This window comes from Streptomyces sp. NPDC003023, assembly GCF_042888225.1.
In the GTDB taxonomy this organism is placed as follows: Bacteria; Actinomycetota; Actinomycetes; order Streptomycetales; family Streptomycetaceae; genus Streptomyces.
On record NZ_JBIAPL010000006.1, the window covers coordinates 287,662 to 312,607 of the forward strand.

The 24,946-nt window shown below is 72.7% G+C and carries 22 protein-coding genes and 2 tRNA genes; 15 read left to right on the forward strand and 9 right to left on the reverse strand.

The window, feature by feature from the left end; all coding sequences use genetic code 11:
- Positions 1-373: 373 nt before the first annotated feature.
- The 3 genes from ACFYV1_RS21535 to ACFYV1_RS21545 all read left to right on the forward strand — a co-directional run bounded on the left by ACFYV1_RS21535 (position 374) and on the right by ACFYV1_RS21545 (position 2,654).
- Positions 374-1,585 carry a helix-turn-helix domain-containing protein gene (locus ACFYV1_RS21535; protein WP_389397122.1) on the forward strand — a complete coding sequence of 404 codons (1,212 nt, stop codon included), beginning with the start codon at positions 374-376 and terminating at the stop codon, positions 1,583-1,585.
- Between the two features lie 273 nt (positions 1,586-1,858).
- Entirely contained in the window at positions 1,859-2,461 is a 603-nt protein-coding gene (gene orn / locus ACFYV1_RS21540) for an oligoribonuclease (protein WP_389397123.1), read from the forward strand.
- A gap of 120 nt (positions 2,462-2,581) precedes the next feature.
- Positions 2,582-2,654, forward strand: a tRNA-His gene (locus ACFYV1_RS21545).
- 122 nt (positions 2,655-2,776) lie between these two features.
- Here the strand turns inward: ACFYV1_RS21545 and ACFYV1_RS21550 are convergent.
- The gene (locus tag ACFYV1_RS21550; RefSeq protein ID WP_389397124.1) at positions 2,777-3,823 is read right to left on the reverse strand and encodes a LacI family DNA-binding transcriptional regulator; all 1,047 of its coding nucleotides are present in this window, start codon (positions 3,821-3,823) and stop codon (positions 2,777-2,779) included.
- A 454-nt stretch (positions 3,824-4,277) separates the two neighbouring features.
- Here ACFYV1_RS21550 and ACFYV1_RS21555 point away from each other — a divergent pair, with 454 nt between their 5' ends.
- Positions 4,278-4,811, forward strand: coding sequence for a hypothetical protein (locus ACFYV1_RS21555; protein WP_389397125.1), 534 nt, complete (start codon positions 4,278-4,280; stop codon positions 4,809-4,811).
- A gap of 12 nt (positions 4,812-4,823) precedes the next feature.
- Here ACFYV1_RS21555 and ACFYV1_RS21560 read toward each other — a convergent pair whose 3' ends face one another.
- Both ACFYV1_RS21560 and ACFYV1_RS21565 read right to left on the reverse strand, forming a co-directional pair.
- Complete coding sequence (locus tag ACFYV1_RS21560) at positions 4,824-5,687, reverse strand: spermidine synthase (RefSeq protein ID WP_389397126.1); 864 nt, start codon at positions 5,685-5,687, stop codon at positions 4,824-4,826.
- A 106-nt stretch (positions 5,688-5,793) separates the two neighbouring features.
- Positions 5,794-6,243, reverse strand: coding sequence for a hypothetical protein (locus tag ACFYV1_RS21565; protein WP_389397127.1), 450 nt, complete (start codon positions 6,241-6,243; stop codon positions 5,794-5,796).
- Positions 6,244-6,483: 240 nt separating this feature from the next.
- On the opposite strand from ACFYV1_RS21565, the gene ACFYV1_RS21570 reads away from it, so the two are divergent.
- A complete protein-coding gene (locus ACFYV1_RS21570; RefSeq protein WP_389397128.1) occupies positions 6,484-7,917 on the forward strand; it encodes a tetratricopeptide repeat protein in 1,434 nt (477 codons plus the stop codon).
- Between the two features lie 314 nt (positions 7,918-8,231).
- On the opposite strand, the gene ACFYV1_RS21575 is transcribed toward ACFYV1_RS21570, so the two are convergent.
- Entirely contained in the window at positions 8,232-8,828 is a 597-nt protein-coding gene (locus tag ACFYV1_RS21575; RefSeq protein WP_389397129.1) for a histidine phosphatase family protein, read from the reverse strand.
- Between the two features lie 162 nt (positions 8,829-8,990).
- Here ACFYV1_RS21575 and ACFYV1_RS21580 point away from each other — a divergent pair, with 162 nt between their 5' ends.
- From ACFYV1_RS21580 to ACFYV1_RS21610, 7 genes are all read left to right on the forward strand, one after another.
- A complete protein-coding gene (locus ACFYV1_RS21580; RefSeq protein ID WP_389397130.1) occupies positions 8,991-9,869 on the forward strand; it encodes a phosphatase PAP2 family protein in 879 nt (292 codons plus the stop codon).
- Positions 9,799-10,944 (forward strand): hypothetical protein, encoded by a 1,146-nt coding sequence (locus ACFYV1_RS21585; protein ID WP_389397131.1) that lies wholly within the window; start codon positions 9,799-9,801, stop codon positions 10,942-10,944. The genes ACFYV1_RS21580 and ACFYV1_RS21585 overlap by 71 nt, the downstream gene beginning before the upstream one ends.
- Positions 10,935-12,524 (forward strand): hypothetical protein, encoded by a 1,590-nt coding sequence (locus tag ACFYV1_RS21590; protein WP_389397132.1) that lies wholly within the window; start codon positions 10,935-10,937, stop codon positions 12,522-12,524. The genes ACFYV1_RS21585 and ACFYV1_RS21590 overlap by 10 nt, the downstream gene beginning before the upstream one ends.
- On the forward strand, positions 12,521-13,858 hold the full coding sequence (locus tag ACFYV1_RS21595; RefSeq protein WP_389397133.1) for an AAA domain-containing protein: 1,338 nt from the start codon (positions 12,521-12,523) through the stop codon (positions 13,856-13,858). Before ACFYV1_RS21590 ends, ACFYV1_RS21595 begins: the two co-directional genes overlap by 4 nt.
- Before the next feature lie 73 nt (positions 13,859-13,931).
- On the forward strand, positions 13,932-14,273 hold the full coding sequence (locus ACFYV1_RS21600; protein WP_389397134.1) for a hypothetical protein: 342 nt from the start codon (positions 13,932-13,934) through the stop codon (positions 14,271-14,273).
- Between the two features lie 192 nt (positions 14,274-14,465).
- Complete coding sequence (locus ACFYV1_RS21605) at positions 14,466-15,083, forward strand: bifunctional DNA primase/polymerase (protein WP_389397135.1); 618 nt, start codon at positions 14,466-14,468, stop codon at positions 15,081-15,083.
- Positions 15,074-15,147, forward strand: a tRNA-Lys gene (locus tag ACFYV1_RS21610). Before ACFYV1_RS21605 ends, ACFYV1_RS21610 begins: the two co-directional genes overlap by 10 nt.
- A 56-nt stretch (positions 15,148-15,203) precedes the next feature.
- Here ACFYV1_RS21610 and ACFYV1_RS21615 read toward each other — a convergent pair.
- Positions 15,204-16,469, reverse strand: coding sequence for a M6 family metalloprotease domain-containing protein (locus ACFYV1_RS21615; protein ID WP_389397304.1), 1,266 nt, complete (start codon positions 16,467-16,469; stop codon positions 15,204-15,206).
- A gap of 392 nt (positions 16,470-16,861) precedes the next feature.
- Here ACFYV1_RS21615 and ACFYV1_RS21620 point away from each other — a divergent pair, with 392 nt between their 5' ends.
- The gene (locus ACFYV1_RS21620) at positions 16,862-18,694 is read left to right on the forward strand and encodes a putative bifunctional diguanylate cyclase/phosphodiesterase (protein WP_389397136.1); all 1,833 of its coding nucleotides are present in this window, start codon (positions 16,862-16,864) and stop codon (positions 18,692-18,694) included.
- Between the two features lie 437 nt (positions 18,695-19,131).
- On the opposite strand, the gene ACFYV1_RS21625 is transcribed toward ACFYV1_RS21620, so the two are convergent.
- The 3 genes from ACFYV1_RS21625 to ACFYV1_RS21635 form a co-directional block, all read right to left on the reverse strand.
- Positions 19,132-20,247 carry an LLM class flavin-dependent oxidoreductase gene (locus ACFYV1_RS21625; protein WP_389397137.1) on the reverse strand — a complete coding sequence of 372 codons (1,116 nt, stop codon included), beginning with the start codon at positions 20,245-20,247 and terminating at the stop codon, positions 19,132-19,134.
- A gap of 104 nt (positions 20,248-20,351) precedes the next feature.
- Entirely contained in the window at positions 20,352-21,092 is a 741-nt protein-coding gene (locus tag ACFYV1_RS21630) for a decarboxylase (protein ID WP_389397138.1), read from the reverse strand.
- Positions 21,089-21,898 (reverse strand): decarboxylase, encoded by an 810-nt coding sequence (locus ACFYV1_RS21635; protein WP_389397139.1) that lies wholly within the window; start codon positions 21,896-21,898, stop codon positions 21,089-21,091. Before ACFYV1_RS21635 ends, ACFYV1_RS21630 begins: the two co-directional genes overlap by 4 nt.
- Before the next feature lie 94 nt (positions 21,899-21,992).
- Here ACFYV1_RS21635 and ACFYV1_RS21640 point away from each other — a divergent pair, with 94 nt between their 5' ends.
- Together ACFYV1_RS21640 and ACFYV1_RS21645 are read left to right on the forward strand one after the other, a co-directional pair.
- Entirely contained in the window at positions 21,993-22,955 is a 963-nt protein-coding gene (locus ACFYV1_RS21640) for a D-2-hydroxyacid dehydrogenase (RefSeq protein WP_389397140.1), read from the forward strand.
- Positions 22,936-24,318 carry an amidase gene (locus ACFYV1_RS21645; protein ID WP_389397141.1) on the forward strand — a complete coding sequence of 461 codons (1,383 nt, stop codon included), beginning with the start codon at positions 22,936-22,938 and terminating at the stop codon, positions 24,316-24,318. Before ACFYV1_RS21640 ends, ACFYV1_RS21645 begins: the two co-directional genes overlap by 20 nt.
- Before the next feature lie 112 nt (positions 24,319-24,430).
- On the opposite strand, the gene ACFYV1_RS21650 is transcribed toward ACFYV1_RS21645, so the two are convergent.
- Positions 24,431-24,931, reverse strand: a complete 501-nt coding sequence (locus ACFYV1_RS21650; protein ID WP_389397142.1) for a DUF3830 family protein — start codon at positions 24,929-24,931, stop codon at positions 24,431-24,433.
- Between the last annotated feature and the right edge of the window lie 15 nt (positions 24,932-24,946).

A 24,946-nucleotide genomic window follows, 5' to 3' on the forward strand; every position in this document is an offset into this window, starting at 1 on the left:
CGCACCCGTATGTTTTCAGCCAACTTCTCGACACAGGGCCAACCTTGTCGAAATGGCCTGCGAACCCCCTTGCCACCAGGGAAGAAAGGGCCACAGGCACCGCTCGCACCCTACGGGGACGGGCCATGCCGGTGACGCGCACTTCCCTGTGGGCCCCCTGAGTGGAACGCTTCGTGATCGAATGCATCGCGCCAAGTTGCCATGTCGACATAGCGGGGCATCCCGAACTTGTCACGCCGGCGCCACGGGACGCAGTAGATTCGATCATGAGTATCGACGGCCGGGGGACTCGTGCAGAACCGAGGGGAAACGTGCAGGAGCGAAAGGCCCGAAAAGAACGGGGAGACGCGCACTTCGAGGGGGGTTTAGCGTCATGAGTCAGGACTCCGCCGCACCGGAGACGGCACGGAAGCTGTCCGGGCGCCGACGCAGGGAAGTCGTCGCCGTGCTGCTGTTCAGCGGCGGCCCTATATTCGAAAGTTCCATCCCGCTCTCGGTGTTCGGAATTGACCGTCAGGACGCCGGAGTTCCTCGCTACCGCCTGCTCGTGTGCGGTGGTGAGGACGGACCGCTGCGCACCACCGGCGGTCTGGAGCTGACCACGCCTTACGGCCTGGAGGCGATCAGCAGGGCGGGCACCGTCGTGGTGCCGGCCTGGCGCTCGATCACGTCGCCGCCACCGCCCGAGGCGCTCGACGCACTGCGCCGGGCACATGAAGAGGGCGCCCGCATCGTCGGCCTGTGCACCGGGGCGTTCGTCCTGGCCGCGGCCGGCCTGCTCGACGGGCGTCCGGCCACCACCCACTGGATGTACGCGCCGACCCTGGCGAAGCGCTACCCGTCCGTGCACGTGGATCCGCGTGAGCTGTTCGTCGACGACGGCGATGTGCTCACGTCCGCGGGCACGGCGGCCGGAATCGACCTCTGCCTCCACATAGTGCGCACTGACCACGGCACGGAAGCAGCCGGAGCTCTCGCCCGCAGGCTCGTCGTCCCGCCCCGCCGCAGCGGCGGTCAGGAGCGCTATCTCGACAGGTCTTTACCAGAGGAAATCGGCTCGGACCCGTTGGCCGAGGTCGTCTCCTGGGCGCTGGAACACCTCCACGAGCAGTTCGACGTGGAGACGCTGGCCGCGCGTGCGTACATGAGCAGGCGCACCTTCGACCGGCGGTTCCGCTCCCTCACGGGGTCGGCCCCGCTCCAGTGGCTGATCACCCAGCGGGTGCTGCAGGCACAGCGGCTGCTGGAGACCTCCGACTACTCGGTCGACGAGGTCGCGGGCCGCTGCGGCTTCCGGTCGCCGGTGGCCCTGCGCGGCCACTTCCGGCGGCAGCTCGGCTCGTCCCCGGCTGCGTACCGGGCCGCGTACCGGGCCCGTAGGCCCCAGGCGGAGCCGGACCGGGCGTCGATGGTGGATGCCGTGGTTCCCGCGCAGACGGGGCCGGGCGGCAGACGCGGTCCGGTGGGACCTGCCGGTCCCTCCGTGATGGCTTCGGCCGCCGCCGAGCTGGGCAAGCCGGTTCCGGAGGCGTACGTGGCAGGTCACGGCCGGGCGAGCCTGCCCGGCCAGCGAAGCGCGCCGTAACCGGCGTCCGCGAAGAGCACGGTCCGGCCCGGCCGGGACAGCGCCTGCGAAGGATGCCGTCCCGGCCGGGCCGTACTCGTGCGGCGCTCGCGGCGTACCCGTGCGGCACTCGGGCCCCGCTCGGGCCGTGCCAGTGCCGTGCCGATGCCGTGCACGTGCGGTACTCGGACCGGCCTCCGCCCCGGACCCGGGCGGCCTTCGTACCCGGAGCCGGGGCGGACGAGTTGCACGAGGCCGGGAACGCGGCACCGGCACCCCCGTAAGGTAGGTCGCATGAACGATCGCATGGTGTGGATCGACTGCGAGATGACCGGGCTCTCGCTGACGGACGACGCACTCATCGAGGTGGCCGCACTGGTCACCGACTCGGAACTGAACGTACTCGGCGACGGGGTGGACATCGTGATCCGCCCGCCGGACGGGGCGCTCGAGACGATGCCCGAAGTGGTGCGCCAGATGCACACCGCCTCCGGCCTCCTCGACGTGCTGGCGGGCGGCACGACCCTCGCGGACGCCGAGGAGCAGGTCCTCGCCTACGTCCGGCAGCACGTCAAGGAGCCCGGCAAGGCCCCGCTGTGCGGCAACTCGGTCGGCACCGACCGCGGCTTCCTGCTGCGTGACATGCCGACGCTCGAGGGCTACCTCCACTACCGGATCGTGGACGTCTCCTCGATCAAGGAGCTGGCCCGCCGGTGGTTCCCGCGGGCGTACTTCAACAGCCCGGAGAAGAACGGCAACCACCGGGCGCTGGCCGACATCCGCGAGTCGATCGCCGAGCTCCGCTACTACCGCGAGGCGGTCTTCGTCCCGCAGCCGGGCCCCGACTCGGAGACGGCGAAGGGCATCGCGGCCAAGCACGTGCTGCCCGCCGTGTAGAACCGGCGGCCGGTACCCACGGAAAACCCCCCGCGACCACCCGCCGGAAACCCTGGCGCGAGCACCCTCCCGGACCCTGTACACTTTTTCTCGGCCGGTCGGGAAAAAGGACCGGTCGTGGTGGGTATAGCTCAGCTGGTAGAGCACCTGGTTGTGGTCCAGGATGTCGCGGGTTCGAGTCCCGTTACTCACCCTGATCAAGAGCCCCGGTCCGCGGACCGGGGCTCTTGTCGTACCAGGGTCGTATGCCGGGGCTCTTGTCGTATGCCGGCTCTTCCCGGCGGATCGTCCCCCGCCCTCCCGGGCGGGCGGTCGTCAGGACGAGTCCCGCACCACCAGCTCCGTGGGGAGCACGATCTGCGGGCGCTCCGGTGACGGCTGCGCGATCTCCTGCAGCAGCACCCGGGCCATGGTGCGGCCCATCTCCTCCGTCGGCTGGCGGACGCTGGTGAGCGCCGGGTCCATGTGCCGTGCCACCGCCGAGTCGTCGAAGCCGACGAGTGCCACGTCGTCCGGGATCCGGCGGCCCGACTCGCGCAGCACATGTCTGGCGCCGGACGCCATGACGTCGGACGCGGCGAACACCGCGTCGAGGTCGGGACGGTGTTCGAGCAGGGTGCGCATCGCGGCACGGCCGCCCTGCTCGCTGAAGTCGGCCACGGCGGTCAGCCGTGGGTCGGTGCCGAGCCCCGCTCCGGCGACGGCGGCACGGTAGCCGTCCAGTCGGCGCTGTGCGCCGTAGACGTCCAGCGGGCCGGCGATCGTCGCGATGGTGCGGCGCCCGCGGGCCGTCAGATGGTCGACGGCCTGCCGCGCTCCCTCGAAGTTGTCGGAGTCCACCGCGGCGAGTGTCTCGTCCGCCGAGCGGCGACCGCTGATCACCACCGGGATGGACAGCTGCTCCAGCAGGTCGGGCAGCGGGTCGCCCGCGTGCATCGAGACCAGGAGTACGCCGTCGACACGGTGCGCGGCCAGGTACTGGGCGAGCGTCTTCCGCTCGCGGTCGCCTCCCGCGAGCGTGAGAAGCAGCTGCATCTCGGTGTCGGCGAGGGCCGCTCCGACACCGCGCACCATCTCGGAGAAGTACGGCTCCGTGAAGAAACGGTCCTCCGGCTCGGGGACGACGAGCGCTATCGCGTCCGTACGGTTCCCGGCGAGGGCGCGGGCGGCGCGGTTGGGTACGTAGCCCAGCTCCGCGACGGCGGCCTCGACCAGCGCCCGGGTCTCCTCGCTGACCCGCGGCGAGCCGTTGATCACGCGTGAGACCGTGCCGCGTCCGACTCCCGCGCGCGCGGCCACCTCTTCCAGGGTGGGCAGGCCGGTGGCCCGCCCCCCGTTCCCCGTGCGGATGGTCCGAGACATCGTGTCCGCCTCCCCAGACTGCCCAGGCGGAGAACATAACGTGTCAGCTGCCTTGACACCCCGGTTCCGAAGCGACGAACCCGACGAATTTGAGACTGGGAGCGCTCCCATGCCCTCCTGTCGCGTGTCGCCGGGAATCCGCAGGTCACCGCCCTGCCGTGGGCCCCCACCGACGTGCTAAAAGTACGGTTCCCGAACAAAAACGGCCAGGGGCCACCGGCAGCGGACCGGGCGAGCGGCAGCGGGCTCCCCGAGTCGCCCCGCCCGGCGAAGGAGGACGCGATGCGCAGGACGGCAGTCCTCGCGGTCGTCGCCGCGCTCTGCGCCGGGCTGCTCACCGGCTGCGCCGAGGACGGCAAGGAAGCGGACGGCAGGGCACGGACGACCATCACCGTCGGGGTCTTCGGAGCCTTCGGTCTCAAGGAGGCGGGCCTGTACGACGAGTACGTGCACCATGGCCCCGATGCATCGAGGGCTCGTACATGCCATGGCGTGGTCGCTGTCCACCGGCGCGGCGGTGACGCTGTCGTGGTGGGGCGTCCACACGGTCATGGCCGGAACCGCGTACGACCGGCCGCGCGCACTGCCCATCACCGCGCAGCACTCGACGACCGAGGCGGCGAAGCCGCAGGCCTCGTCGACGGCCCGTCCGCCGAGCCCGTCCCCCTCGCCGAGCAGGCGCCCGGCCACCACGCCCCCGCCGGCGTCCCCGAGCAGAACCGGCCCTCCCCCGGACTCCCCCTCGCCGTCGGCCACTTCGGGCCCGGGGAACGTGAAGGGCTACAACGTCGAGGGCGGCCGGGTCGTCTTTGACATCGGCGACCACTCCGCGGAACTGGTCTCCGCGACGCCGGCGTCCGGCTGGCAGATGCAGGTGTGGAAGCAGCCGACGTGGATCCGGGTCACGTTCACACGGGACGGGCACGAGGTGTCGGTGTTCTGCACCTGGAACGGGCGTCCGCCGATGGTCCAGTTCGACGAGCGCTGACGCGTCCGGGCCTCAGCGGAACACGGCCGGCGGCGGTACGGGCGACGGTTTGGCGCTCGCGTCCGTCACGGGAGCGGCCCCGCCCGTGAAGTCGGCCAGTGCCCGCCCGTGTTCGACACGGCCGGCGTACGGATCGCTCGCGACGCGGCGGGTGAGTTCGACGACCGGCAGCGCGAGGTCCGACGCGAGCAGCACGGCGTTGCCGAAGCGGCGGCCGCGCAGCACGGTCGGGTCCGCGGCCAGCGCCAGCTCGGGGAAGACGGCGGCGACCGTGGCGATCTGCGCCCTGAGGTGCGCGAGCGGCGGCCCGTCGGCGATGTTCGCGGCGTAGCAGCCGCCCGGCCTCATCGCCCTGCGCACCTCCGCCACGAACTCCGTGCTGGTCAGATGGGCGGGGGTGCGGGCACCGCTGAACACGTCCGCGATCACCAGGTCCGCCCAGCCGTCGGGCACCTTGGCGAGCCCTGCCCGCGCGTCGACCGACCTCACCCGTATCCGGGCGCCGGGGTCCAGCGGGAGCTGGGTGCGTACGAGTTGGACGAGCGCCGCGTCCACTTCGACGACCTGCTGGGTGGAGCGGGGGCGGGTCGCGGCGACGTACCGGGCCAGGGTGAACGCCCCGCCGCCGAGGTGCACGACCTGAAGGGGGCGTCCCGCAGGGGCCGCGAGATCCACGGCGTGACCCAGTCTGCGCTGGTACTCGAAGGAGAGGTGGGCGGGATCGTCGAGATCCACGTGCGACTGCGGGGCGCCGTCGATGAGCAGCGTCCATCCGCGAGGGCGGTCCCGGTCGGGCATGAGCTCGGCGAGTCCGCCGTCCACTGCCGCGACGAAGGGCTCAGCCCCACCGCCACCACGTCGCCTGCTCTTCGCCACGCGACCATTATCGCCCGGCGGCGGACGGCCTGCGTCCGGGCACGACCGGGATGCCTCCGGGCACAGCCGGGTACGTACGGTCACCGGAAGTGTCCGGACGGCGGCCTCAGCGGCAGTTGTCCGCGGCCTCGATCAGCCGGGCCGCCTCGCCCAGTGCCTCACGCAGCACGGCCGGGTCCGTGACCGAATCGGAGTCGTCGCCGGGCGGCAGAAGCCATCCGGACCCGGTGACCGGTGGTTCCGCCGGGACACGGAGGCCGCGTCCCGAGGTCTGCGTGCACGCGCTGCCCGGCACGTCCCAGGCGTCGGCGGTACCCGGCGGGACGAGAAACCCGAGGGTGTCGCACGCCCCGTCGTGGAGCACCGGTCCCACCGCCGGCGCGGCGGAACGGCGCAGGATGTCGACCGCCTCGAGCCCCTGCCGGGCGGGAACGGTCACCAGATCGCAGGGCCGCGCGGGCCCGGCCGGCACCACCATGTCGCGAGCGGGCGGTGCACTGCTGTCCGGGCTGGGCCTGTGCCCGGCCGTGGTCGAGGGCGTCGCACTGGTCTCCATGCCGACCTCCAACAAGGGGATCCCCTCCTCGCTCGAGTGGAGACACGTGACGCGGCTCCGTACGGTTCAACGCCCGCGCGCGTCAAGGGCTACGGCGGCACGCCGCCGCAAAGGATGGCAGTTCATGGCAGATCACCGGAGAGATGCCCCTTTTGTGGTCAATCCCCGGGTGAAAGGCCTGTCACAGCGGGTACGTTCTTGCCCCGCCGGAACACGGCCGCACCAAGAGAGGCCACGGCCATGGCGTCATCGTCACAGGCATCACGGGCAGTTCGCGCCCCCGTACCCAACCTGGCTTTCCGCCGGCTGCGCGGACACCGCTCGCCGGGCGAGTTCGCGACGGCCGTGCGCCGGGCCGCCCGCGAGATCGGCGAGCAGGTCTCCTGCGACGCCCGCTACATCGGCCGGGTGGAGGCGGGCGAGATCCGCTGCCCGAACTACGCCTACGAGCGGGTGTTCCTGCACATGTTCCCCGGCCTCGCGCTCACCGATCTGGGCTTCACGGCCCGGGAGCGCGTACGCGGTCGGGGACGGGGGTCCGGCGCGCCGGACCGGGACGGTTCCGCGTCGCCGCCGGGCGAGGCGGAAAGCCCGGCCGGCCAGAACCGACATCATCCCTGCCGCCCCTTCCCCATGGTCGGCAGCGCAAGTGACAGCGACGAGGAGAGCGACGTGCTGCGTCGCGCATTCATGACGAGCGGCTCCGCCACGATGGCGGCCGCATCCCTGGGGCTCGTACCCGGATCCGTACCCGACCTGCGGAGAGTCGGCGAGACAGAGGTCCACGCCGTCGAGGAGGCCGTACGCCGCATCCGCCTCCTCGACGACCGGCACGGCGCCGACGGCCTCTACAGCCGCGCCGCCCAGCCGCTGCGGGCCGCCTACGCACTGCTCGACGCGGGCGCGACTGCACGCGGGTCCACGGCCCGGAGACTGCACGCGGGCGCCGGTGAACTCGCCATCTCGGTGGGCTGGCTGGCCCACGACTCCGGCCGCTTCGAGGACGCGCGCTCGCACTACGCGGAGGCGCTGGCGACCGCGCGCGTGGCGGGCGACGCGGCCCTGGAGGCCCACGCTTTCTGCAACACGTCGTTCCTGGCCAGGGACGCGGGACGACACCGCGAGGCCGTGCGCACCGCGCAGGCGGGCCAGCAGGCCGGCCGGCTGATCGCCTCGCCGCGGCTGCTGTCGCTGCTCGCGCTGCGTGAGGCGGGCGGCTGGGCGGGACTCGGCGACCGCGCCAACTGCGAGCAGTCGCTGGCGAGAGCACACGAGCACTTCGGGCGCGGAGCGTCCGGGGCGGACCCCGAGTGGATGTCGTTCTTCGCCGAACCCGAACTCGAGGCGCTCCAGGCGCAGTGCTGGGCGGCGCTCGGCGAGTGGTCCCGCGCGGCCCGCCACGCACAGCGCGCGGCGTCCCTCCAGGACCGCCGCTTCACCCGCAACCTCGCGCTCTACCGCGCGGAACTGGCCGCCGACCTGGCACGGGCGGGAGCTCCCGACGAGGCGGCGGCAGCGGGTGAGCAGGTGCTCGACCTGCTGGGCGAGGTCCGGTCCTCCCGCATCCAGTCGATGCTCGCGGACACGGCGAAGGTACTGCTCCCGCACAGCGGGGTGCCGGGGGTGGCGACGTTCCTCCGCCGCCGGGCGTCGTCGGCGACGGCCGAGGCCTGACGCGGTCCGCGGCGGGCGGCGCCGCCGCGCGGGGCGTTTCCCCTCCCCGCCCTCCTTCCTGTGACCTGGCGGCCATGGGAGGGAGCCCCATCCCGAACCGGGGCCGACCCCGGACCCCGGCGCCCGCCCCGCGGGCGGCGTACCGCGCTTCGCGCGGTGGCCTCAATCGCCGGCCGGGCTCCAAGCAGCCGCACGGGCGTTTGCGGCGCGGGGGTACGGGGGCAGAGCCCCCGCGCGGCGGAGCCGCACATCGGTACAGCGGGAAGGGGCGGGCAGCGGTACGGGCACGCCGCAGGCGCCAACCGCCCCCACCGTCACCCCTCCTGATGCCCCGTGTCGTTCCACCGCTCGATCGCCGGCTCCCCGTACGCCCACCCCAGCACCGACAAGCTCGTCGGATCCAGCCGGACGCGCGCCCCGAAGGAGATGTCCTCGCCCAGCCACCGCGCCCCGAGCGAGCGGAGGATGTGGCCGTGGGCGAAGACCAGCACGTCGCGGTCGGCCGAGCGCGCCCACTCGACGACCTCGTCCGCGCGGGCGGAGACGTCCGCGAGGCTCTCGCCGTCACGCGCGCCGTCGCGCCACAGCAGCCAGCCCGGCCGGACCGCCTGGATCTCGGGCGGCGTCATCCCCTCGTACGCCCCGTAGTCCCATTCCATCAGCGCGTCCCAGGGCCGTGCCCGGTCCCCGAAGCCCGCGAGCGCGCAGGTCTCGCTCGCCCGGATCAGCGGACTGGTGCGGACCTCCACCCCCTCGAGACCCGACCACGGCGCGCGGTGCAGCCGCTCACCGAGCAGCTTCGCGCCGCGCCGGCCTTCCTCGAGCAGGGGGATGTCCGTCCTGCCGGTGTGTTTGCCGAGCAGTGACCATTCGGTCTGGCCGTGCCGGGCGAGCAGGATCCGCGGTGCCATGAGTGGTTCCCCTGAAGTTCACGATCGGATGTCGTCCCATCATCCCGCACCTGAACGGGAGGCAACCTCCGCAACGATCCCGGCGTCCCCCTCCGAGTACGGATGCCGACGATCACGAACATCCGCGGCCGAACCCGACGACGAAGACGGAGGCAGCGCCCGATGCCGCAGACCGCACCTCACCGGCGGCCCCGCTGGTGGACCGAGCTGCTGCTGATCACCGCCGTCTACGCCGCGTACTGCGCCGGCCGGCTCCTCGCCCGCGGCGACGTCTTCACCGCGGTCGACCACGGCCTCGCGATACTCCGGGCCGAGAAGGCACTCCTGCTCGACGCCGAGCATCCGCTGAACCGTCTCTTCACCGATGTCCCCGCCCTCGGCATACCCGCCGACTTCGTCTACGCGTCCCTGCACTACCTGGTCACCCCGGCCCTGCTGCTGTGGCTGTTCCACCGCCGGCCACGTGGCTACCGCGCGGCCCGTACCTGGCTGATGCTCTCCACCCTCCTCGGCCTGGTCGGCTTCACGCTGATGCCCACCTGCCCGCCCCGCCTCCTGGACGCGTCCTACGGTTTCGTCGACACGATGGCGCAGTACAGCTCGTACGGCTGGTGGGGCGCGGAGGCGAGCGCGCCGCGCGGGCTCGGCGGGATGACCAACCAGTACGCGGCGATGCCGAGCCTGCACGTGGGCTGGGCCCTGTGGTGCGGTGTGGTGCTGTGGCGGCACGGCCGTACGCCGCTGACGCGGATCCTGGCCGTCGCCTATCCGCTGCTCACCACGGTCGTGGTGCTGGGCACCGCGAACCACTACTTCCTGGACGCCGTCGCCGGTGCCGCCGTGATGGGCGTCGGCGCGCTGCTGACCGGCCCCGCGACGCGCCTCGCGGACCGGGTGCGCGACCGGTTCGGGCCCGCCCGGACCGCCTCGGGGACCACCGTTGTCGGTGGCGGATGCGAGACTTCCGCGGGTGAGCGAATCCCTGGACAGCGGACCCTCCCCGCAGGCGCCGACGACAGCACTCCGGCAGCGGCTCGCTGAGCTGCGCGGGCCTGCCGCGCAGCCCCATCCGCTGGATGCCCGCGCCCTGGCGGCCCTCGCCGCCAATCCCGGGTGCAGGCGCCGGGCGCTGCTGGACGGCGCGGGGGTGGACAAGGCGGCACTGGCCTCCGCGCTCGGTTCGCCGGGGACGTTCGGACAGTCGCAGTTCGCTTTCATGCGGGGCAATGCCTTCGAGGCGCGGGTGAAGGCCGACGGGGGCAAGGAGCTGCTGCGGCTGCTCGGCCTGGACGACCCGGCCGGCGCCCTGGTGCCGGACCTGACCGCGGCAGGGCCCGAGGGCCGGGCCGCGCGTACGGCGCTGGCGCTGCGCGAGGCGACGGCGGCGGACGCGTGGACGCTGCTCGATCACCCCCTGCTGGCCCTGGACGTGGCGGGCTCTCCCGCCTATCTGGAACCGGACGCGGTGGTCGTGGGTCCCGACGGCCGGTGGACGGTCGTGGAGATCAAGTCGTTCCCGATGGTCGACGCGTCGGCGGACGCGTCGAAGGTCGGCGCGGCCGCCCGGCAGGCCGCGGTCTACGTACTGGCGCTGGAGCGGATCGCCGCCGTCACGGACGGCGCGCAGGTCGCGCACGGCATTCTGCTCGTCTGCCCCAAGGACTTCTCCAACCTGCCGACCGCCTCCGCGGTGGACGTGCGCAAACAGTTGTCCGTGACCCGCCGTCAGCTGGCGAGGCTCACCCGTGTCGAGGACATCGCCGCCGCGCTGCCGGAGGGGGTCACCTTCGACCTCGAGAGCTGCTCGGCCGACGAGCTGACCGCCGCGGTCGAGTCGGTCCCGCACGCGTACGCCCCCGAGTGCCTGGCCGCCTGCGAGCTCGCGTTCCACTGCCGTGACCGTGCCCGGCAGGCCGGAGCGGTGGAGACTCTGGGCCGGCCCGTCCGCGGGGAGCTCGGCGGTCTCACGACCGTCGGCGACGTGCTGGCGGCGGCACGCGGCGAGGCGGGCGACCCCGCCGACCCGGCGGTCGCGGCGCTCCGTCGGGCCGCGGCGCTTCGGGCGGAAGCCCTGGAGAGCGCGGCCGTGGGACGGGGGTCGGTCGTATGTCGCTGATCGGGACACTCGCCCGGCTGGAGGCCGTGGAGACGGGCCGGGCGCAGCCGCTGGCGACGGTCCGCCACCGGCACGTCTCTGAGCGCCCGCTGGTGTTCGTGCCGCTGACCACCGCCGGTGAGGCGGGGGCTCCGCTCGGCGCGCTGGTGGGGACGGACCCCGAGGAGCCGCGGCTGCTGGTCGTGGCGCAGCCGCGCGACCGTGACCTGCGGTCGGCGTTCCTCGCCGAGCTGGCCGGCGTGGTCCTGCCGTATCTGGACGGCTTCGGGGACGACGTCGAGCTCGTCGAGCGCAAGGAGACCGACGCGGAGACCGGCAAGAAGGTCACCGTCGAGGTGGAACTGTGCGCGGACGCGCCCCAGTTGATCGTGCCGAGCCGTGCGGGCGTGGATTTCGTACGGCTGCTGGGGCGTTCGATGCGGTTCCGGCGCACGGCCGAACAGGACCCGGACACGCCGTATCCGGCGCCGCCGCGGGTCCCGCTGCTGGGCCGCTGGCTCACGCACTACGGCGAGCGCGCCCGCGTCCCCGGTTCCTCGCTGCTGCTCGCCGCGACGGATCTGCTGAACCGCCACTGGGCGACCGGCCAGTCCTCCCTGGAGGACCAGCATCTGGGCGCGCTGCTGGCCTGGATCGACGCGTCGGACGGAGAGCCGGGGGCGGCCGCGGCGCTGCGCGCGGAGCTGGGCCGGGACCGCGAGGGCATGCTGATCTGCCCGCCGGCCGGTCCTGCGACCGATCCCGTGTTCGACAACCGGCGGCTCGCGCCCGCGATGGAGCGCTACGACCGCGCCCGGCAGTTGCTCGCGACGGCCGAGGAAGGGGCGAGCGCCGACGAACGGCTTGGCGAGCTGCACCGTGCGGAGCAGGAGGTCCGACGCCTTCTCGCGGACCAGATGCGGCCCACTTGGCGCGCGGTGTGGCGTGCCGTGGAGCTCGTGCGCGAACTGCCGGAGGGCTCACGGGTGGAGGACCGCTGGACCCGCGACCGCTGGTCGTTCACCGCGCACCGCGACCGGGTCCGGGCGGGCGAACCGCCCCAGCCGCGGCGTGACGACGCCGTGACCGCGGCGCAGAAGCTCGCCGCCCGCGAGACGGCGCAGGCGCAGTTGGAGGCGCAGGAGTCGCTGGACGATCCGCTGGTGCTGGCGGGTCGCCGGCTGTCGGGCGAGGCGTTCGTGTCGGAGGTGCTCGACGTGGAGATGAGCTGGTCCGAGTCGAAGAGGCCGAGCCCTCGTCCGCTGCTGACGGTCCGCACGGACGACCGCCCGCACCTCGACGAGCGCGCCAAGGTGTACCGCTCGCTGGACGGCAGACCGCAGACGGCGGAGTTCGTACGGTACGAGGAGGACGGGACGCTCGTGCTGCGGGTCACCGACCGGATGGGCCGCGCCAAGGACCCGGCGGAGGGGTCCGTACCGGTCAAGGGCGACCGGATCGCCTGGACCCTGTTCGAGCACGACCAGCGGGGCGGGCCGAAGCTGCCGGACCCGGAGGAGACTCCGTGGACGCACGGCGGGCCCCCGCGGTCCGACGTCGCCGAGATCCCCGACCTCGTCACCCCGGAGGACCTGCTGTGACGTTCGACCCCGGCGCGGCGGCGGCCGCCGCCACCGCCGGCATTCTGCGCGACACGCTCCACGGCTTCGCCAGGGGCGTCGTCGTGGACTCACCGCCCGGCGCGGGCAAGTCCACCCTCGTCGTGCGCGCCGCGCTCGAACTGGCCGCCGCCGGCCGCCCCTTGATGGTGGTCGCGCAGACCAACGCGCAGGTCGACGACCTGGTTCTGCGGCTCGCGGAGAAGGAGCCCGAGCTTCCCGTGGGGCGTCTGCACTCGAACGACTCCGATCCGTACGACAAGGCTCTCGACGACCTGGACAACGTCCGCAAGTCCGCGAAGGCCGGGGACCTCGCCGGTCTGGACGTCGTCATCTCCACGGCCGCGAAGTGGGCGCATGTGCAGGGCGTCGAGCCCTGGCGGCACGCCATCGTGGACGAGGCGTACCAGATGCGCTCCGACGCGCTGCTCGCCGTCGCCGGCCTGTTCGAACGGGCGCTGTTCGTCGGCGACCCGGGCCAGCTCGACCCGTTCTCGATCGTCGGTTCCGAGCAGTGGGCCGGCCTGTCGTACGACCCGTCCGCCAGCGCGGTGTCCACCCTGCTGGCACACAACCCGGACCTGCCGCAGCACCGGCTGCCCGTCTCCTGGCGGCTGCCGGCGTCCGCGGCGCCGCTGGTGTCCGACGCCTTCTACCCGTACACGCCGTTCCGCAGCGGCACGAACACGGGCGACCGGCGGCTCGGTTTCGGTGTGCCTTCCGACGGCTCCGGGCCCGACCGGGTCCTCGACGTGGCCGCCGAGTCGGGCTGGGGCCTGCTGGAGCTGCCCGCGCGCCACACTCCCCGTACCGACCCGGAGGCGGTGCGGGCGGTGGCCCTGGTGGTCCGGCGGCTGCTGGACCGCGGGGGCGCGGCGGTCTCCGAACGGTCCCCCGAGCCGGTGCCGCTGACCGCCGACCGGATCGCCGTAGGCACCGCCCACCGCGACCAGGCGGCGGCGGTGCGGGCCGCGCTGGCGGAGCTGGGCGTGACCGGTGTGACGGTCGACACGGCCAACCGTCTCCAGGGCCGGGAGTACGACGTCACCGTGGTGCTGCATCCCCTGTCCGGCCGACCGGACGCGACGGCGTTCCACCTGGAGACCGGCCGCCTGTGCGTCCTCGCGTCGCGGCACCGGCACGCGTGCGTCGTCGTGTGCCGCGAGGGTGTGGGCGACCTGCTGGACGAGCATCCGTCGACGGAGCCGGTGCAGCTGGGCGTGACCGTGAAGTTCCCCGACGGCTGGGAGGCGAACCACGCGGTGCTGGCGCATCTGTCGGAGCACCGCGTTCCGTGGCGCCCGGGAACGGCCTGAGGCGGTCTTGCGCGGCGCGGGACAATGGATGGCGGTCCGGAGCGCGGGCCGTGACGCGAGGAGGAGTACGCACATGGCGGAACCGGAGCGGACGACCGAGCGGAGGGTGCGGCCTGCCCCGCTGCTCTTCGAACCGTCGGAGGCCGCCTCCGACCCCGACCACTTCTTCGGCCTGGAGTCCATGACGGACCCGCGGGAGTTGCTGGACCGCGCTACGGAACTGGCACTGGCCTTCCGGGCGGCGACGGACCGCGCGGTCGAGTTCCAGGCCGTCGCGGCCGCCCAGCTCGCGGACCCCCGCCGCTTCGACCGCCTGACGCCCGCGGACATCGCGGAACGGGCGGGCTGGACGGAGGACTACGCCCGCAAGATGATCGACTTCGGCACCGACCTCCTCCGCGGCGCGGTCTCTTAGCCGGGGTGCCGGTGGCGCCTGACCCGAGGACCGACCCATACGTTCCAGGCTCCTCCGGACGGGCCCTGCTTCCGGCCGGTCAACAGCAGAACGCATATGCCGGTGGCGGAAGATACTCCTCTCCGCCCCGTCCTGTCCTCGTTTCGCCCAACCAACTGAAATTGCAGTATCACCCCGGGTAAGCATGAGGACATGACCGCATGGCTTCGCGACCTGTCCCCGCTGCCCTACGCCGCGCTCGACGACCCGGACCACCTGGCGGCCCGCGTGACACTCCCCGGTGCGGGCTGGCTCGTCTCCGCCGAGGCGCACCCGCGTTCGGCGCTCGCCCAGTGGGAGGCCCGGCCGACCGCGCCCGCCGTGCTGCCGTGCGGCACGGTGTTCGATGTCGTGAACGTGCCCGCGATCTTCGGGCGGCGCATGCTCGACGAGCTGTGGTCGGAGGGCCCCGGCTCGGGGCCGGTGGCCATGCACCGTAGCCGGATGATGCTGTTCGCCGCGCCCGGCACCGCGCAGCGGCTGCCGTCGCTGCTCGACTGGGAGGAGTGGGGCGAGGCCGTACCGCCGCTGCTCTGCCACGGCTCGGGTGACGCGGTGACCGTACCGCCCCTGACCCCGGCGGACAGCGCCTGCGACCCGCGCTGGCTGGTGGCCCCCGACACCCGGCAGCCGTGGCTCCCCGGCCCCGAGGTCCTGCTCTGGGCGTGCGTACGGGCGGTGCGCGCGAAGGCCTCCGCAGGGGACCGGGTATCGATTTTTCCTCCCGCCGATCAGGGTGCTAAGGTCTACGACGTCAGCAGGCGCCGCTAGCTCAGTTGGTTAGAGCAGCTGACTCTTAATCAGCGGGTCCGGGGTTCGAGTCCCTGGCGGCGCACAGACTGAAGAAGGTCCCTCGCGAAAGCGGGGGACCTTCTTCGTGTCGGCACGGCCCTACACGGTGGTGATCTTCACCGTCCATGCCCCCGACCGCGTCCGTTCCGTGACCTCCACCCGCGCCCGCCCTCCCGGCGGCCCCGGCAGGGTGAACGTCTCACCGACCCGCAGGGGCGCGTCCGCGAGCGGCGGGTAGACCGACTGCTCCCAGCAGGCGTCGGTCCGCGGGTGCGTGTCGACGACCTCGACGGGACCGCCGCCCGACGCCGTCTCGGCCCGCACGTGGTAGAGCAGGACGCCTTCCGTGCAGGTGTACGCGTCGTTGCCGGTGGCCGCGCGGGCCTCGACGGCGAGCACGCTGTCGGGCCCTGTCCGTACGACCGCCAGCCGGGTGCCGACGCGCCCGCCGCCCACGGGGGCGGCCGCGACGGGTTCGAGGGTCACCAGGTCGCCGCCGGGCTCCGCGGTGACGCACCGCACCTCGGCCCGGCCCAGCCAGCCCAGCTTCCATTTGTGCCAGGCGAACAGATCGGGGGCCAGTCCGAACTGGCTGCCCATGACGTCCCAGTCCCCCACATGGGTGTCCCAGTCGCCGTGGCCGTCCACCGGCCGGTGGTAGAGGTCCGGCAGGTCGAAGACGTGGCCGGTCTCGTGCGCGAGCACGTTGCGGTCCGGCGGGTGGCGTTCGAAGACGGTGACGACACGGCGGATGTCGGTGCCGTCGGCGCGCAGCGGCCGGTCGAAGTTGACGACCTTGGTCGCGTCGGAGTCGACGCCCGGGGCATCGGGGTCGGCGACGAGGTAGACGATGTCGTAGTCGGAGAAATCGACCTCGGCGTCGGCCACGGCGACGGCGTCGCGCAGGTAGGCGGCGCGCCGCTCGGGTTCCCAGTCGCGCTGTATCCCGTAGGCGACGGACGGCCGGGGCATCGGCAGCCAGTCGGCCAGCGGGTGGGCGCGGAGGGCGAACTGGCCGTAGGAGGCGCGCCGGAAGAAGTCGCTGGTGGCGGGGAAGTGGTCGGCGGCGAGTTGCTGCGGCGAGTTCAGCGGCACGGAGTCCGGGAACGACAGGAAGACCATGACGGCGTCGAGGTCGGTGGCCGGCCGGGTGTAGGCGGCGTTCCAGGTGTCGAGTCCCAACGAGTGGTGGGCGGCGGTCCGGGGCAGTGCGCAGGGGCCGCCCGCCGTCTCGGCGACCGCGGGGCCGGCCACGAGGGAGGTCGCCGCGAAGGCCATGAGAGAGGTGAGGGCGGCCGCGGCACTCCGCAGACGCGCTCTTTCCACTCTCTCGGGTGTTCCCTCGGGCGACTGCTGACCCTCCACGTAGACCTCCGGCTCCGGATTGCGGGGATGCGTCACCCACCCTGTGATGTTTTCAGGTGGTATGCCCTGTTCCGGTGCCCCACTCGGGTGACCGACCCGACACCCGCCCGACGCCGGGCCGAGACCCGGCGACACTCCGATGGCTCACGGAAAGTCACAATCGGTCAGGGGTCGGCAGAGCCCGGTTCAGAGCCGTGCAGAAACGATCGACCGTTGCCCCGGGAGGCCCTGTCGCATGATGGTCACGCTGGAACGGCCTCCTCCGCAGCCTCTATGATCGGCACACTTTCCCCGAGTTCTTGCTGGATTTCTTCGCCGACTGCCTTGGCGGGCCATCCCCCGACCACATTTGTACGAGCCTGTACGACACAACTGCACTGCGGGAGTGAGCGGTGAGCGGAACCTTCGAAGGACAAGGGCCCGCGGGCGTCGCAGTCCCCGGAAGCATCCGACCGTCGGTCACGGAGCGTCACACCTTCGGTCGGAGCTCCACCGAGCTGCGCGACTACCGGGCCGCCTTCAACGCGGCGCAGCTGGCCATGGCCGTGATCGACCACGAGGGCAGGGTGGCGAGCGCCAACGAAGCGCTGGCCTCGCTGCTGGGCACCCGTCCCGCCGAGCTGCGCGACCAGTACGCGGCCGACCTCATCGACCTCGCCTCCGATGCCCGGACCTGGCACGCCTACGGCGAGGTGCTGCGCGGCCGGCGCTCACGATTCCGCTGCACCCGCCGCCTCAAACACCCGGACGGCCGAGCCCTGTGGGCCGAGATCACCGTCACGCCGGTGCCCGACAGCGGCAGCGTGCTCCTGTCGGTCTCGGACATCAGCGACCGGCGTGAGCTGCGCGCCCGGCTGCGGCACCTTCAGATGCACGACCCCGTGACCCGGCTGCCCAACCGGACGCTGTTCTTCGAACGGCTCACCGCCGCACTCGAGTCCTCGCCGTACGACCGGGGCTCCACCGGCCGCATCGGCCTGTGCTACCTGGATCTCGACGGGTTCAAGGCCGTCAACGACACCCTCGGACACCGGATCGGCGACCGGCTGCTGGCCGCCGTCGCGACCCGGCTGACCGAGTGCGCGGGACCGGGTGGCGGCGGACGCGGCGGCGGGCACCTCGTCGCCAGGCTCGGCGGCGACGAGTTCGCGATCCTCGTCGAGGACTCCACCGGCACCGAGCAGGTCGCCGACCTCGCCAGGTCCGTACTGTCAGCGCTCCAGCAGCCGTTCGACCTGGCCGGCCGGCGGCTGTCGGTGTCCGCCTCGATCGGCGTGGTCGAGCGCGCGGTGACGGGCACCAGCGCCACCGGCCTGATGCAGGCCGCGGACACGACGCTGTACTGGGCGAAGGAGGACGGCAAGTCCCGCTGGACCCTCTTCGACCCGGAGCGCAACGCGCACCGGATGACCCGGCAGGCGCTCTCCTCGATGCTGCGTCCGGCCGTGGAACGCGGCGAGTTCACGCTCGAGTACCAGCCGCTGGTGGGTATGGCCGACGGGGTGACGCGGGGTGTGGAGGCGCTGGTGCGCTGGAACCACCCGCAGTTCGGAACGCTCACGCCGAATCGGTTCGTCGGCATCGCGGAGGAGGACGGCTCGATCGTGCAGCTCGGGCAGTGGGTGCTGCGTACGGCCTGCCGTCAGGCCCGGCAGTGGCAGCTCGACCACCCCGACGTGCCGCCGCTCTTCGTCAGCGTCAACGTCGCCGTACGGCAGGTCTGGGACTCCGACCTGGTCGCCGACGTCGCGGAGATCCTGGCGGAGACGGGGCTGGCCCCTCACCTCCTGCAGCTGGAACTGACCGAGTCCGCGGTGATGGGCTCGGCGGGGCGCCCGCTGCAGGCGCTGCAGCAGCTCAGCGACATGGGTGTGCACATCGCCATCGACGACTTCGGGACCGGTTACTCGAACCTCGCGTACCTGAGCCGGCTGCCGGTATCCGTACTGAAGCTCGACGGAACGTTTGTCCGCGGCTTCCAGGACGAGGCGCACGCCAACCCCGCGGACGAGACGATCGTCCAGGCCCTGGTCGAACTGGCCCACCGGCTGGGCCTGACGGTCACCGCCGAGTGCGTGGAGACCTCCGGCCAGGCGTCCCGGCTGCGACGGATCGGCTGCGACACGGGGCAGGGCTGGCTGTACTCACGGGCGGTGAGCCCGGACCGCATCGCGGAGATGCTGGGCGCGGGACCGCCGCGTGCCCGCGCGGGCACGTCGGGCTGACGCCGCGCCTTCCCTGACCGGGCTCCGCCCGGGCCCGGTGTCGCCCTGCGGGCCACGCCGTCGCGCATCGCCCTGATGGGCGGCGCACCGCGCTTCGCGCGGTCTCCTCGGTCTTCCCCCTGAGGCCTGGCCGTGAGTGGGCGCACGTCCCACGCCGCCAGGCGTAGGGCGAGCCCTCCAACCGGGAGCCGGCATTGCCGCCGCGAGGCACATCCAGCCCCGCCGACCCTAAAACGCCGGGATCCGGGTGGAGGCGCTTCCCACGCCGCCAGGCGTAGGGGGCAGGGCCCCGGAAACACCGCGCGCAGCGCGGTGAACGGGTCCGGGCGGAGCCCGGTTGCGGGATGGCGGTACCTCCATGGCCGCGAGGCCATGGAGGAGGGCGGGTAGGGGAACGGCCCGCCGCAGGCGCCACCCGCGGGCGCCCCCGCACCCGCTTACGCCGCCGTACCCCCCGGCAACCCGTACACGTCCGCGATCAACCCGTAGCTCCGCAGCCGCGCCTCCCCACCGTGCGCGTTGGCCGTGATCATCAGTTCATCCGCGCCCGTGCGCTTCTGCAGGTCGTCGAGCCCCGCGCGGACCGCGTCCGGCGTGCCGTGCACCACGTTCCCCAGCCAGCTGTCGACGAACTCACGTTCCATCGGGCTGAAGTCGTGCGCCTCCGCCTCCTCCGGCGTCGGGATCAGCCCCGGCCGGCCCGTCCTCAGCCGCACCATGGACAGTGCGCCGGTGAGGACCTGGCGGCGGGCCTCGCGTTCCTCGTCCGCCGCGAGCGCCGAGACGCCGATCAGGGCGTAGGGCGCGTCGAGGACCGCGGAGGGCCGGAAGGACTCGCGGTACAGGTCGAGCGCCGGAATCGTGTTCTGGGCCGAGAAGTGGTGCGCGAAGGCGAACGGCAGGCCGAGTACGCCCGCCAGCCGCGCGCTGAAGCCGGAGGAGCCGAGCAGCCAGACCGGCGGCCGGCCGGGCGACTGGACGCCGCCGGGCGAGGTGGCCTGCACCGGGCCGGGTACGGCGTGGATGCGGGCGTACGGGTGCCCGTCCGGGAAGTCGTCGTCGAGGAAGCGGGTCAGCTCCGCGAGTTGCTGCGGGAAGTCGTCGGCACCCTCGTTCAGCCGCTCGGTGCGGCGCAGCGCGGCCGCCGTGGCCCCGTCCGTGCCGGGCGCCCGTCCGAGGCCGAGGTCGACGCGGCCCGGGGCGAGCGCCTCCAGGGTGCCGAACTGTTCGGCGATCACCAGCGGCGCGTGGTTGGGCAGCATGACGCCGCCGGAGCCGAGGCGGATGCGCTCGGTGTGGGCGGCGAGATGGGCGAGGATCACGGCCGGGGACGAGGAGGCGACGCCGGGCATGGAGTGGTGCTCGGCGACCCAGTGCCGGTGGTAGCCGCGGCGCTCGGCGAGGCGGGCGATGTCCACGCTGGTGCGCAGTGCATCGGTGGCGGTGCGCCCGCTGCCGACGGTGACGAGGTCGAGCACGGACAGGGGTACGGGGGCGGTGCCCGCCGTCGTACCCCGGATCTCGTCCCTTGCGTCCACTGCGTCTGCGTTCACCGGTGGGGCCCTCCTGGGTCTGTCGTGCGTGTCGCGTGCGTGTCGCGTGCGTTCCGCGTGTCCCGACCCGTAACAGGAGGCTTTCTCCGTTTATTCCGCGGCGCTCAGTCCACGAGGTCCGCCACATGGTCCGGTCGCGCGAAGAGCCTGCCCAGCCCGTCCCCCCAGGCACGGCGGTCCGCCAGCCTCAGCCCCTCCCACACGGTCACCTGGTTGGCGGTCAGCACCGGCTTGCCCAGTACGGTCTCCAGCTCGGTCAGGTGCGCGGCGGTGTGCAGGGCGGTGTCCGGCATCAGCAGCACGTCGGCGTCCGGATGATCGGCGGAGCGCGCCAGTTCGAGCACCTCTTCGCGGCCCCAGGTGGCGACCTCCGCCGCCGTCAGGATGCCCGCGTCCCGGCCGGAGACGACCACGGCGCCGGACTTCTCGAGGAAGCCCGCGAAGTGTTCCGTGACATCGGCGGGATAGGTCGCGGCGATCGCGACCTTCGGCGCACCCAGGTGACGTACGGCGTGAACGAAGGCGAACGAGGTGCTCGACGCGGGCATGCCCGCCGCCCTGGCCAGCTCCCGCACCTGCGCGTGGGCGCCTTCCCACCCGAAGACGAAGCTTCCGCTGGTGCACGCCCACACCACCGACTCGGCGCCCTCGAGACGCAGCGCCTCGACACCGGCGGCGAGCCGCTCCGGTGAGCCCATCGTCAGCAGCGCGTCGACGCGGTGCGCGTCCTCCCCGATGTCGGTGTGGACGATGGGCAGCCTGATGTCGCTGTCGAGCAGTACCTCGAGCCGTGGGTAGTCGTCCTCCGCGGAATGTCCCGGGTAGAGAAGTCCGACCGTCGTCATGTCCAGCCTTCCTGTTCTTCGGGCTGTGTCTCCGGCGGCGCCTCCGGCAGCGGCAGCGGCCGCGCCAGCGCCTCCGGCTCCATCAGAAGTGCCTGGTAGGGACCGACGGCCCGGACGCCGAGCGTGCGCAGCGCGGCCCACATCGTCACCTGGTTGGCGGAGAGCACCGGCATCCTCAGCTCCGCCTCCAGCTGCGGGATCGCGTCGTACGTCGGCAGGTTGGTGCAGCTGATGAACAGCGCGTCCGCCGCGCCGACCACCGCCTGTCGTGCCATGTCGACCACCGCCCGGTACGGGACCTTCCAGATGTGCCGGGTCAGGCCCAGAAAGGCGCGGCCCGTCACCGTCACTCCAGCTTCTCCCAGATACTCCTCCAGTGAGCGGGTGACCGACTCCGTGTACGGGGTGAGCAGGGCGATGCGGTGCGCGCCGAGCTCCTCGAGCGCCTGCAGCAGCGCTCCGGAGGTGGTGAGGGAGGGCACTTCACCCGCGGAGTTCATCACCTCGCACATGGCGCGTTCCCCGGCGATGCCGCCGACAAAACTGCCCGAGGCGCAGGCGTAGGCGACGACCTCGGGTTCGGACGCCCCCAGCGCCCGTACCGCCTCGCGCAGTGTCTCGTGCTCGCTCACCAGACGGGCCAGGTCGAGGGAGACCCCGACCGGCACGAAAGGGGTGCGCGTGAGTCGCAGCGAGACGTCGTCGGGCACCCAGCGCCACAGCTCACGATCCAGAGCGAAATCGAACGGGGCGACCACGCCGACGCCATGCTGCGGCTGCGGTCCACCGAGAAAGGAGACGTCCATGCTGGCCCCCTTGGTGTCTTGTTGACGACGGTAGGTTCGGGTGCGAGCGTGGTCAATCCGTACAAGTCAGACGTCAGGAAGCGATTTCCGACCGATGTCCGAAGCGAAACTTCTCGTACTGGCCGCGGACCCTCCGCCGCGGCTCGGCAGGCTGACCGGACAGGTCCGTGTGACATACGCGGACGAGGACACGCTCGCCGACCAACTGCCTTTCGCGGACGCCTTGTTGGTGTGGGACTTCACTTCCGACGCGGTCCGCCGGGCCTGGCCGGGAGAGGGAGCGCGGCCAAGCTGGGTGCACACCCCGAGCGCCGGCGTGGACCGGCTGCTCTGTCCGGAACTGGCCGAATCCGACACCGTCGTCACGAACGCCCGCGGGATCTTCGAGGCGCCGATCGCCGAGTACGTGGCGGCGCTGGTCCTGGCCATGGCCAAGGATCTGCCCGGCACGCTCGAGCTCCAGCGGCAGCGGCGCTGGCGTCACCGCGAGGGGCTGACGGTCGCCGGCACACGGGCCGTGGTGGTCGGCGCGGGCCCCATCGGCCGGGCGGTGACCCGCACCCTCCGGACGCTCGGGATCGCCACCGCCGTCGTCGGCCGGACACCGCGCACCGGCATCCACGGCGCTCGCGACCTCGATCCGCTCCTGGCCCGTGCGGACTGGGTGGTGTGCGCGGCGCCGCTCACCGAGGACACCCGGGGCATGTTCGACGCACGGCGGTTCGGCCTGATGCAGCCGTCCGCGCGCTTCGTCAACGTGGGCCGCGGGCCGCTCGTCGTCGAGTCGGACCTCGCGGCCGCGCTCGACAAGCGGTGGATCTCGGGAGCGGCCCTCGACGTGTTCGAGCACGAGCCGCTCGCCCCCGACAGCCCGCTCTGGGACGTGCCCGGCCTGATCGTCTCCCCGCACATGAGCGGCGACACGGTCGGCTGGCGCGACCGGCTGGGCGAGCAGTTCGTCGAGATGTACGAGGTGTGGGCGGCCGGAAAGCCGCTGCCGAACGTGGTGGACAAGAAACGTGGGTACGTCCCCATGCATGACGAATCGCCTGACTGACCTCACCGCACGTCAACTGCTGGCCGGCTACGAGAGGGGCGACTTCTCCCCCGTCGACGCGACCCGCGAGACGCTGGAACGGATCGAGGCCGTCGAACCGCTGGTCAACGCCTTCGTCCGGGTCGACGCGGAGGAGGCCCTGGCCCGGGCGGAGGCCTCGGCCCGGCGATGGCACAAAAGGGAGCCGAAGGGGCTGCTCGACGGGGTGCCCGTCACGGTGAAGGACCTCCTCCTCCAGCGCGGCGGCCCCACGCTGCGCGGTTCGAGGACGGTCCGCGAGGACGGCCCCTGGGAGGAGGACGCGCCGTCGGTGGCCAGGCTGCGGGCGCACAACGCGGTGTTCCTCGGCAAGACGACAACACCCGAGTTCGGCTGGAAGGGCGTGACCGACTCGCCGCGGCACGGGGTGACCCGCAATCCCCACGACCCCTCGCGCACGGCGGGGGGCTCCAGCGGCGGGAGCGCCGCGGCCGTCGCGCTGGGCGCCGGCGCGCTGTCGCTCGGGACGGACGGCGGGGGCTCGGTGCGGATCCCGGCCTCCTTCTGCGGGATCTTCGCGCTGAAACCCACGTACGGGCGGGTGCCGATGTACCCGTCGAGCCCGTTCGGGACGCTCGCGCACGTCGGGCCGATGACACGGGACGCGGCGGACGCGGCACTGATGCTCGACGTGATCAGCGGCGACGACTGGCGCGACTGGTCGCACCTGGGGCCGGCGAGCGAGGTACGGGCGGGGCTCGCCGACGGCGTGAAGGGGCTGCGGATCGCGTACTCGCCGTCGCTCGGCGGGCAGGTGGCGGTCGATCCGGAGGTCGCGACGGCGGTACGGCGGGCGGTGGGCGCGCTGGCGGAGGCCGGCGCCTACGTCGAGGAGGCCGACCCGGACCTCACCGACCCGGTCGACGCGTTCCACACCCTGTGGTTCAGCGGTGCGGCCCGGCTGGTGCAGCACCTCGGCACGGACCAGCGGGAGCTGCTCGACCCCGGGCTGCGGGAGATCGTCGAGGCCGGGGCACGGTACTCCGCGCTGGACTATCTGGCGGCGGTGGACGCGAGGATGGCACTCGGCCGGCGGATGGGCCGCTTCCACACGACGTACGACCTGCTGGTCACGCCGACACTGCCGATCACGGCGTTCGAGGCGGGGGCAGAGGTGCCGGCGGGGTCGCCGCACCACCGCTGGACGGGATGGACCCCGTTCACGTACCCGTTCAACCTGACCCAGCAGCCCGCGGCGACGGTGCCGTGCGGGGTGGACCGGGCGGGGCTGCCGATCGGTGTGCAACTGGTGGGGGCGCGGCATGCGGACGGGGTGGTGCTGCGGGGCGCGGAGGCGTTGTACGCGGCGGGGGTGGCGCGGTAGCGGGGTGACCGGAGGGCGGCACGCCGAACCGAGGCCGGGCGGGGCGGATCCGCCACGCCCGGCCTCGGTTCGGTCCGTCGTGGGCGCACCCGCACACCCGGCGCGAGGGACGTCAGGCCCGGCGGAACGAGAGCGTCTCCCCTGCCGCACCCGTGCGCCACAGGTCCTGGCACGCGTCGGCCATCGCGCCGAGCCCCTCCACCACCTCGCCCCAGACGATGCCGGGCACCCACCCCGTGTCCCCGTTCAGGAGCAGGTTGTTCCGTTCGTAGAACAGGGCGAGGTCGACGACAGTCCTGCGCCCCTGGTGCGCGGCACCGGACTCGTAGCCGTACGAATCCGTGCCCAACTGCACGTCCGTGAAGGTGAAATAGCACAGATCACCCGGAATGGGGGTTACTGTCGGGTTCTCCAGTGGGGGTTCCTGCTCGGCGAAGGGCGGCAGCAGTGCATAGATCTCATTACGCGCATACTTCGCGTGGTACACATCTCCGGCGAGTGGCAGTGCGTCCCACACGGCAGCGCAGGTCAGCGGCGCTTTGTCGAAGAGCAGACGGGCGGTGCACTCCACTTTGCGCTTGCTCAAGGCAACGGTCAGGTATCGGTCGGCCATTTGGTACGCATACCC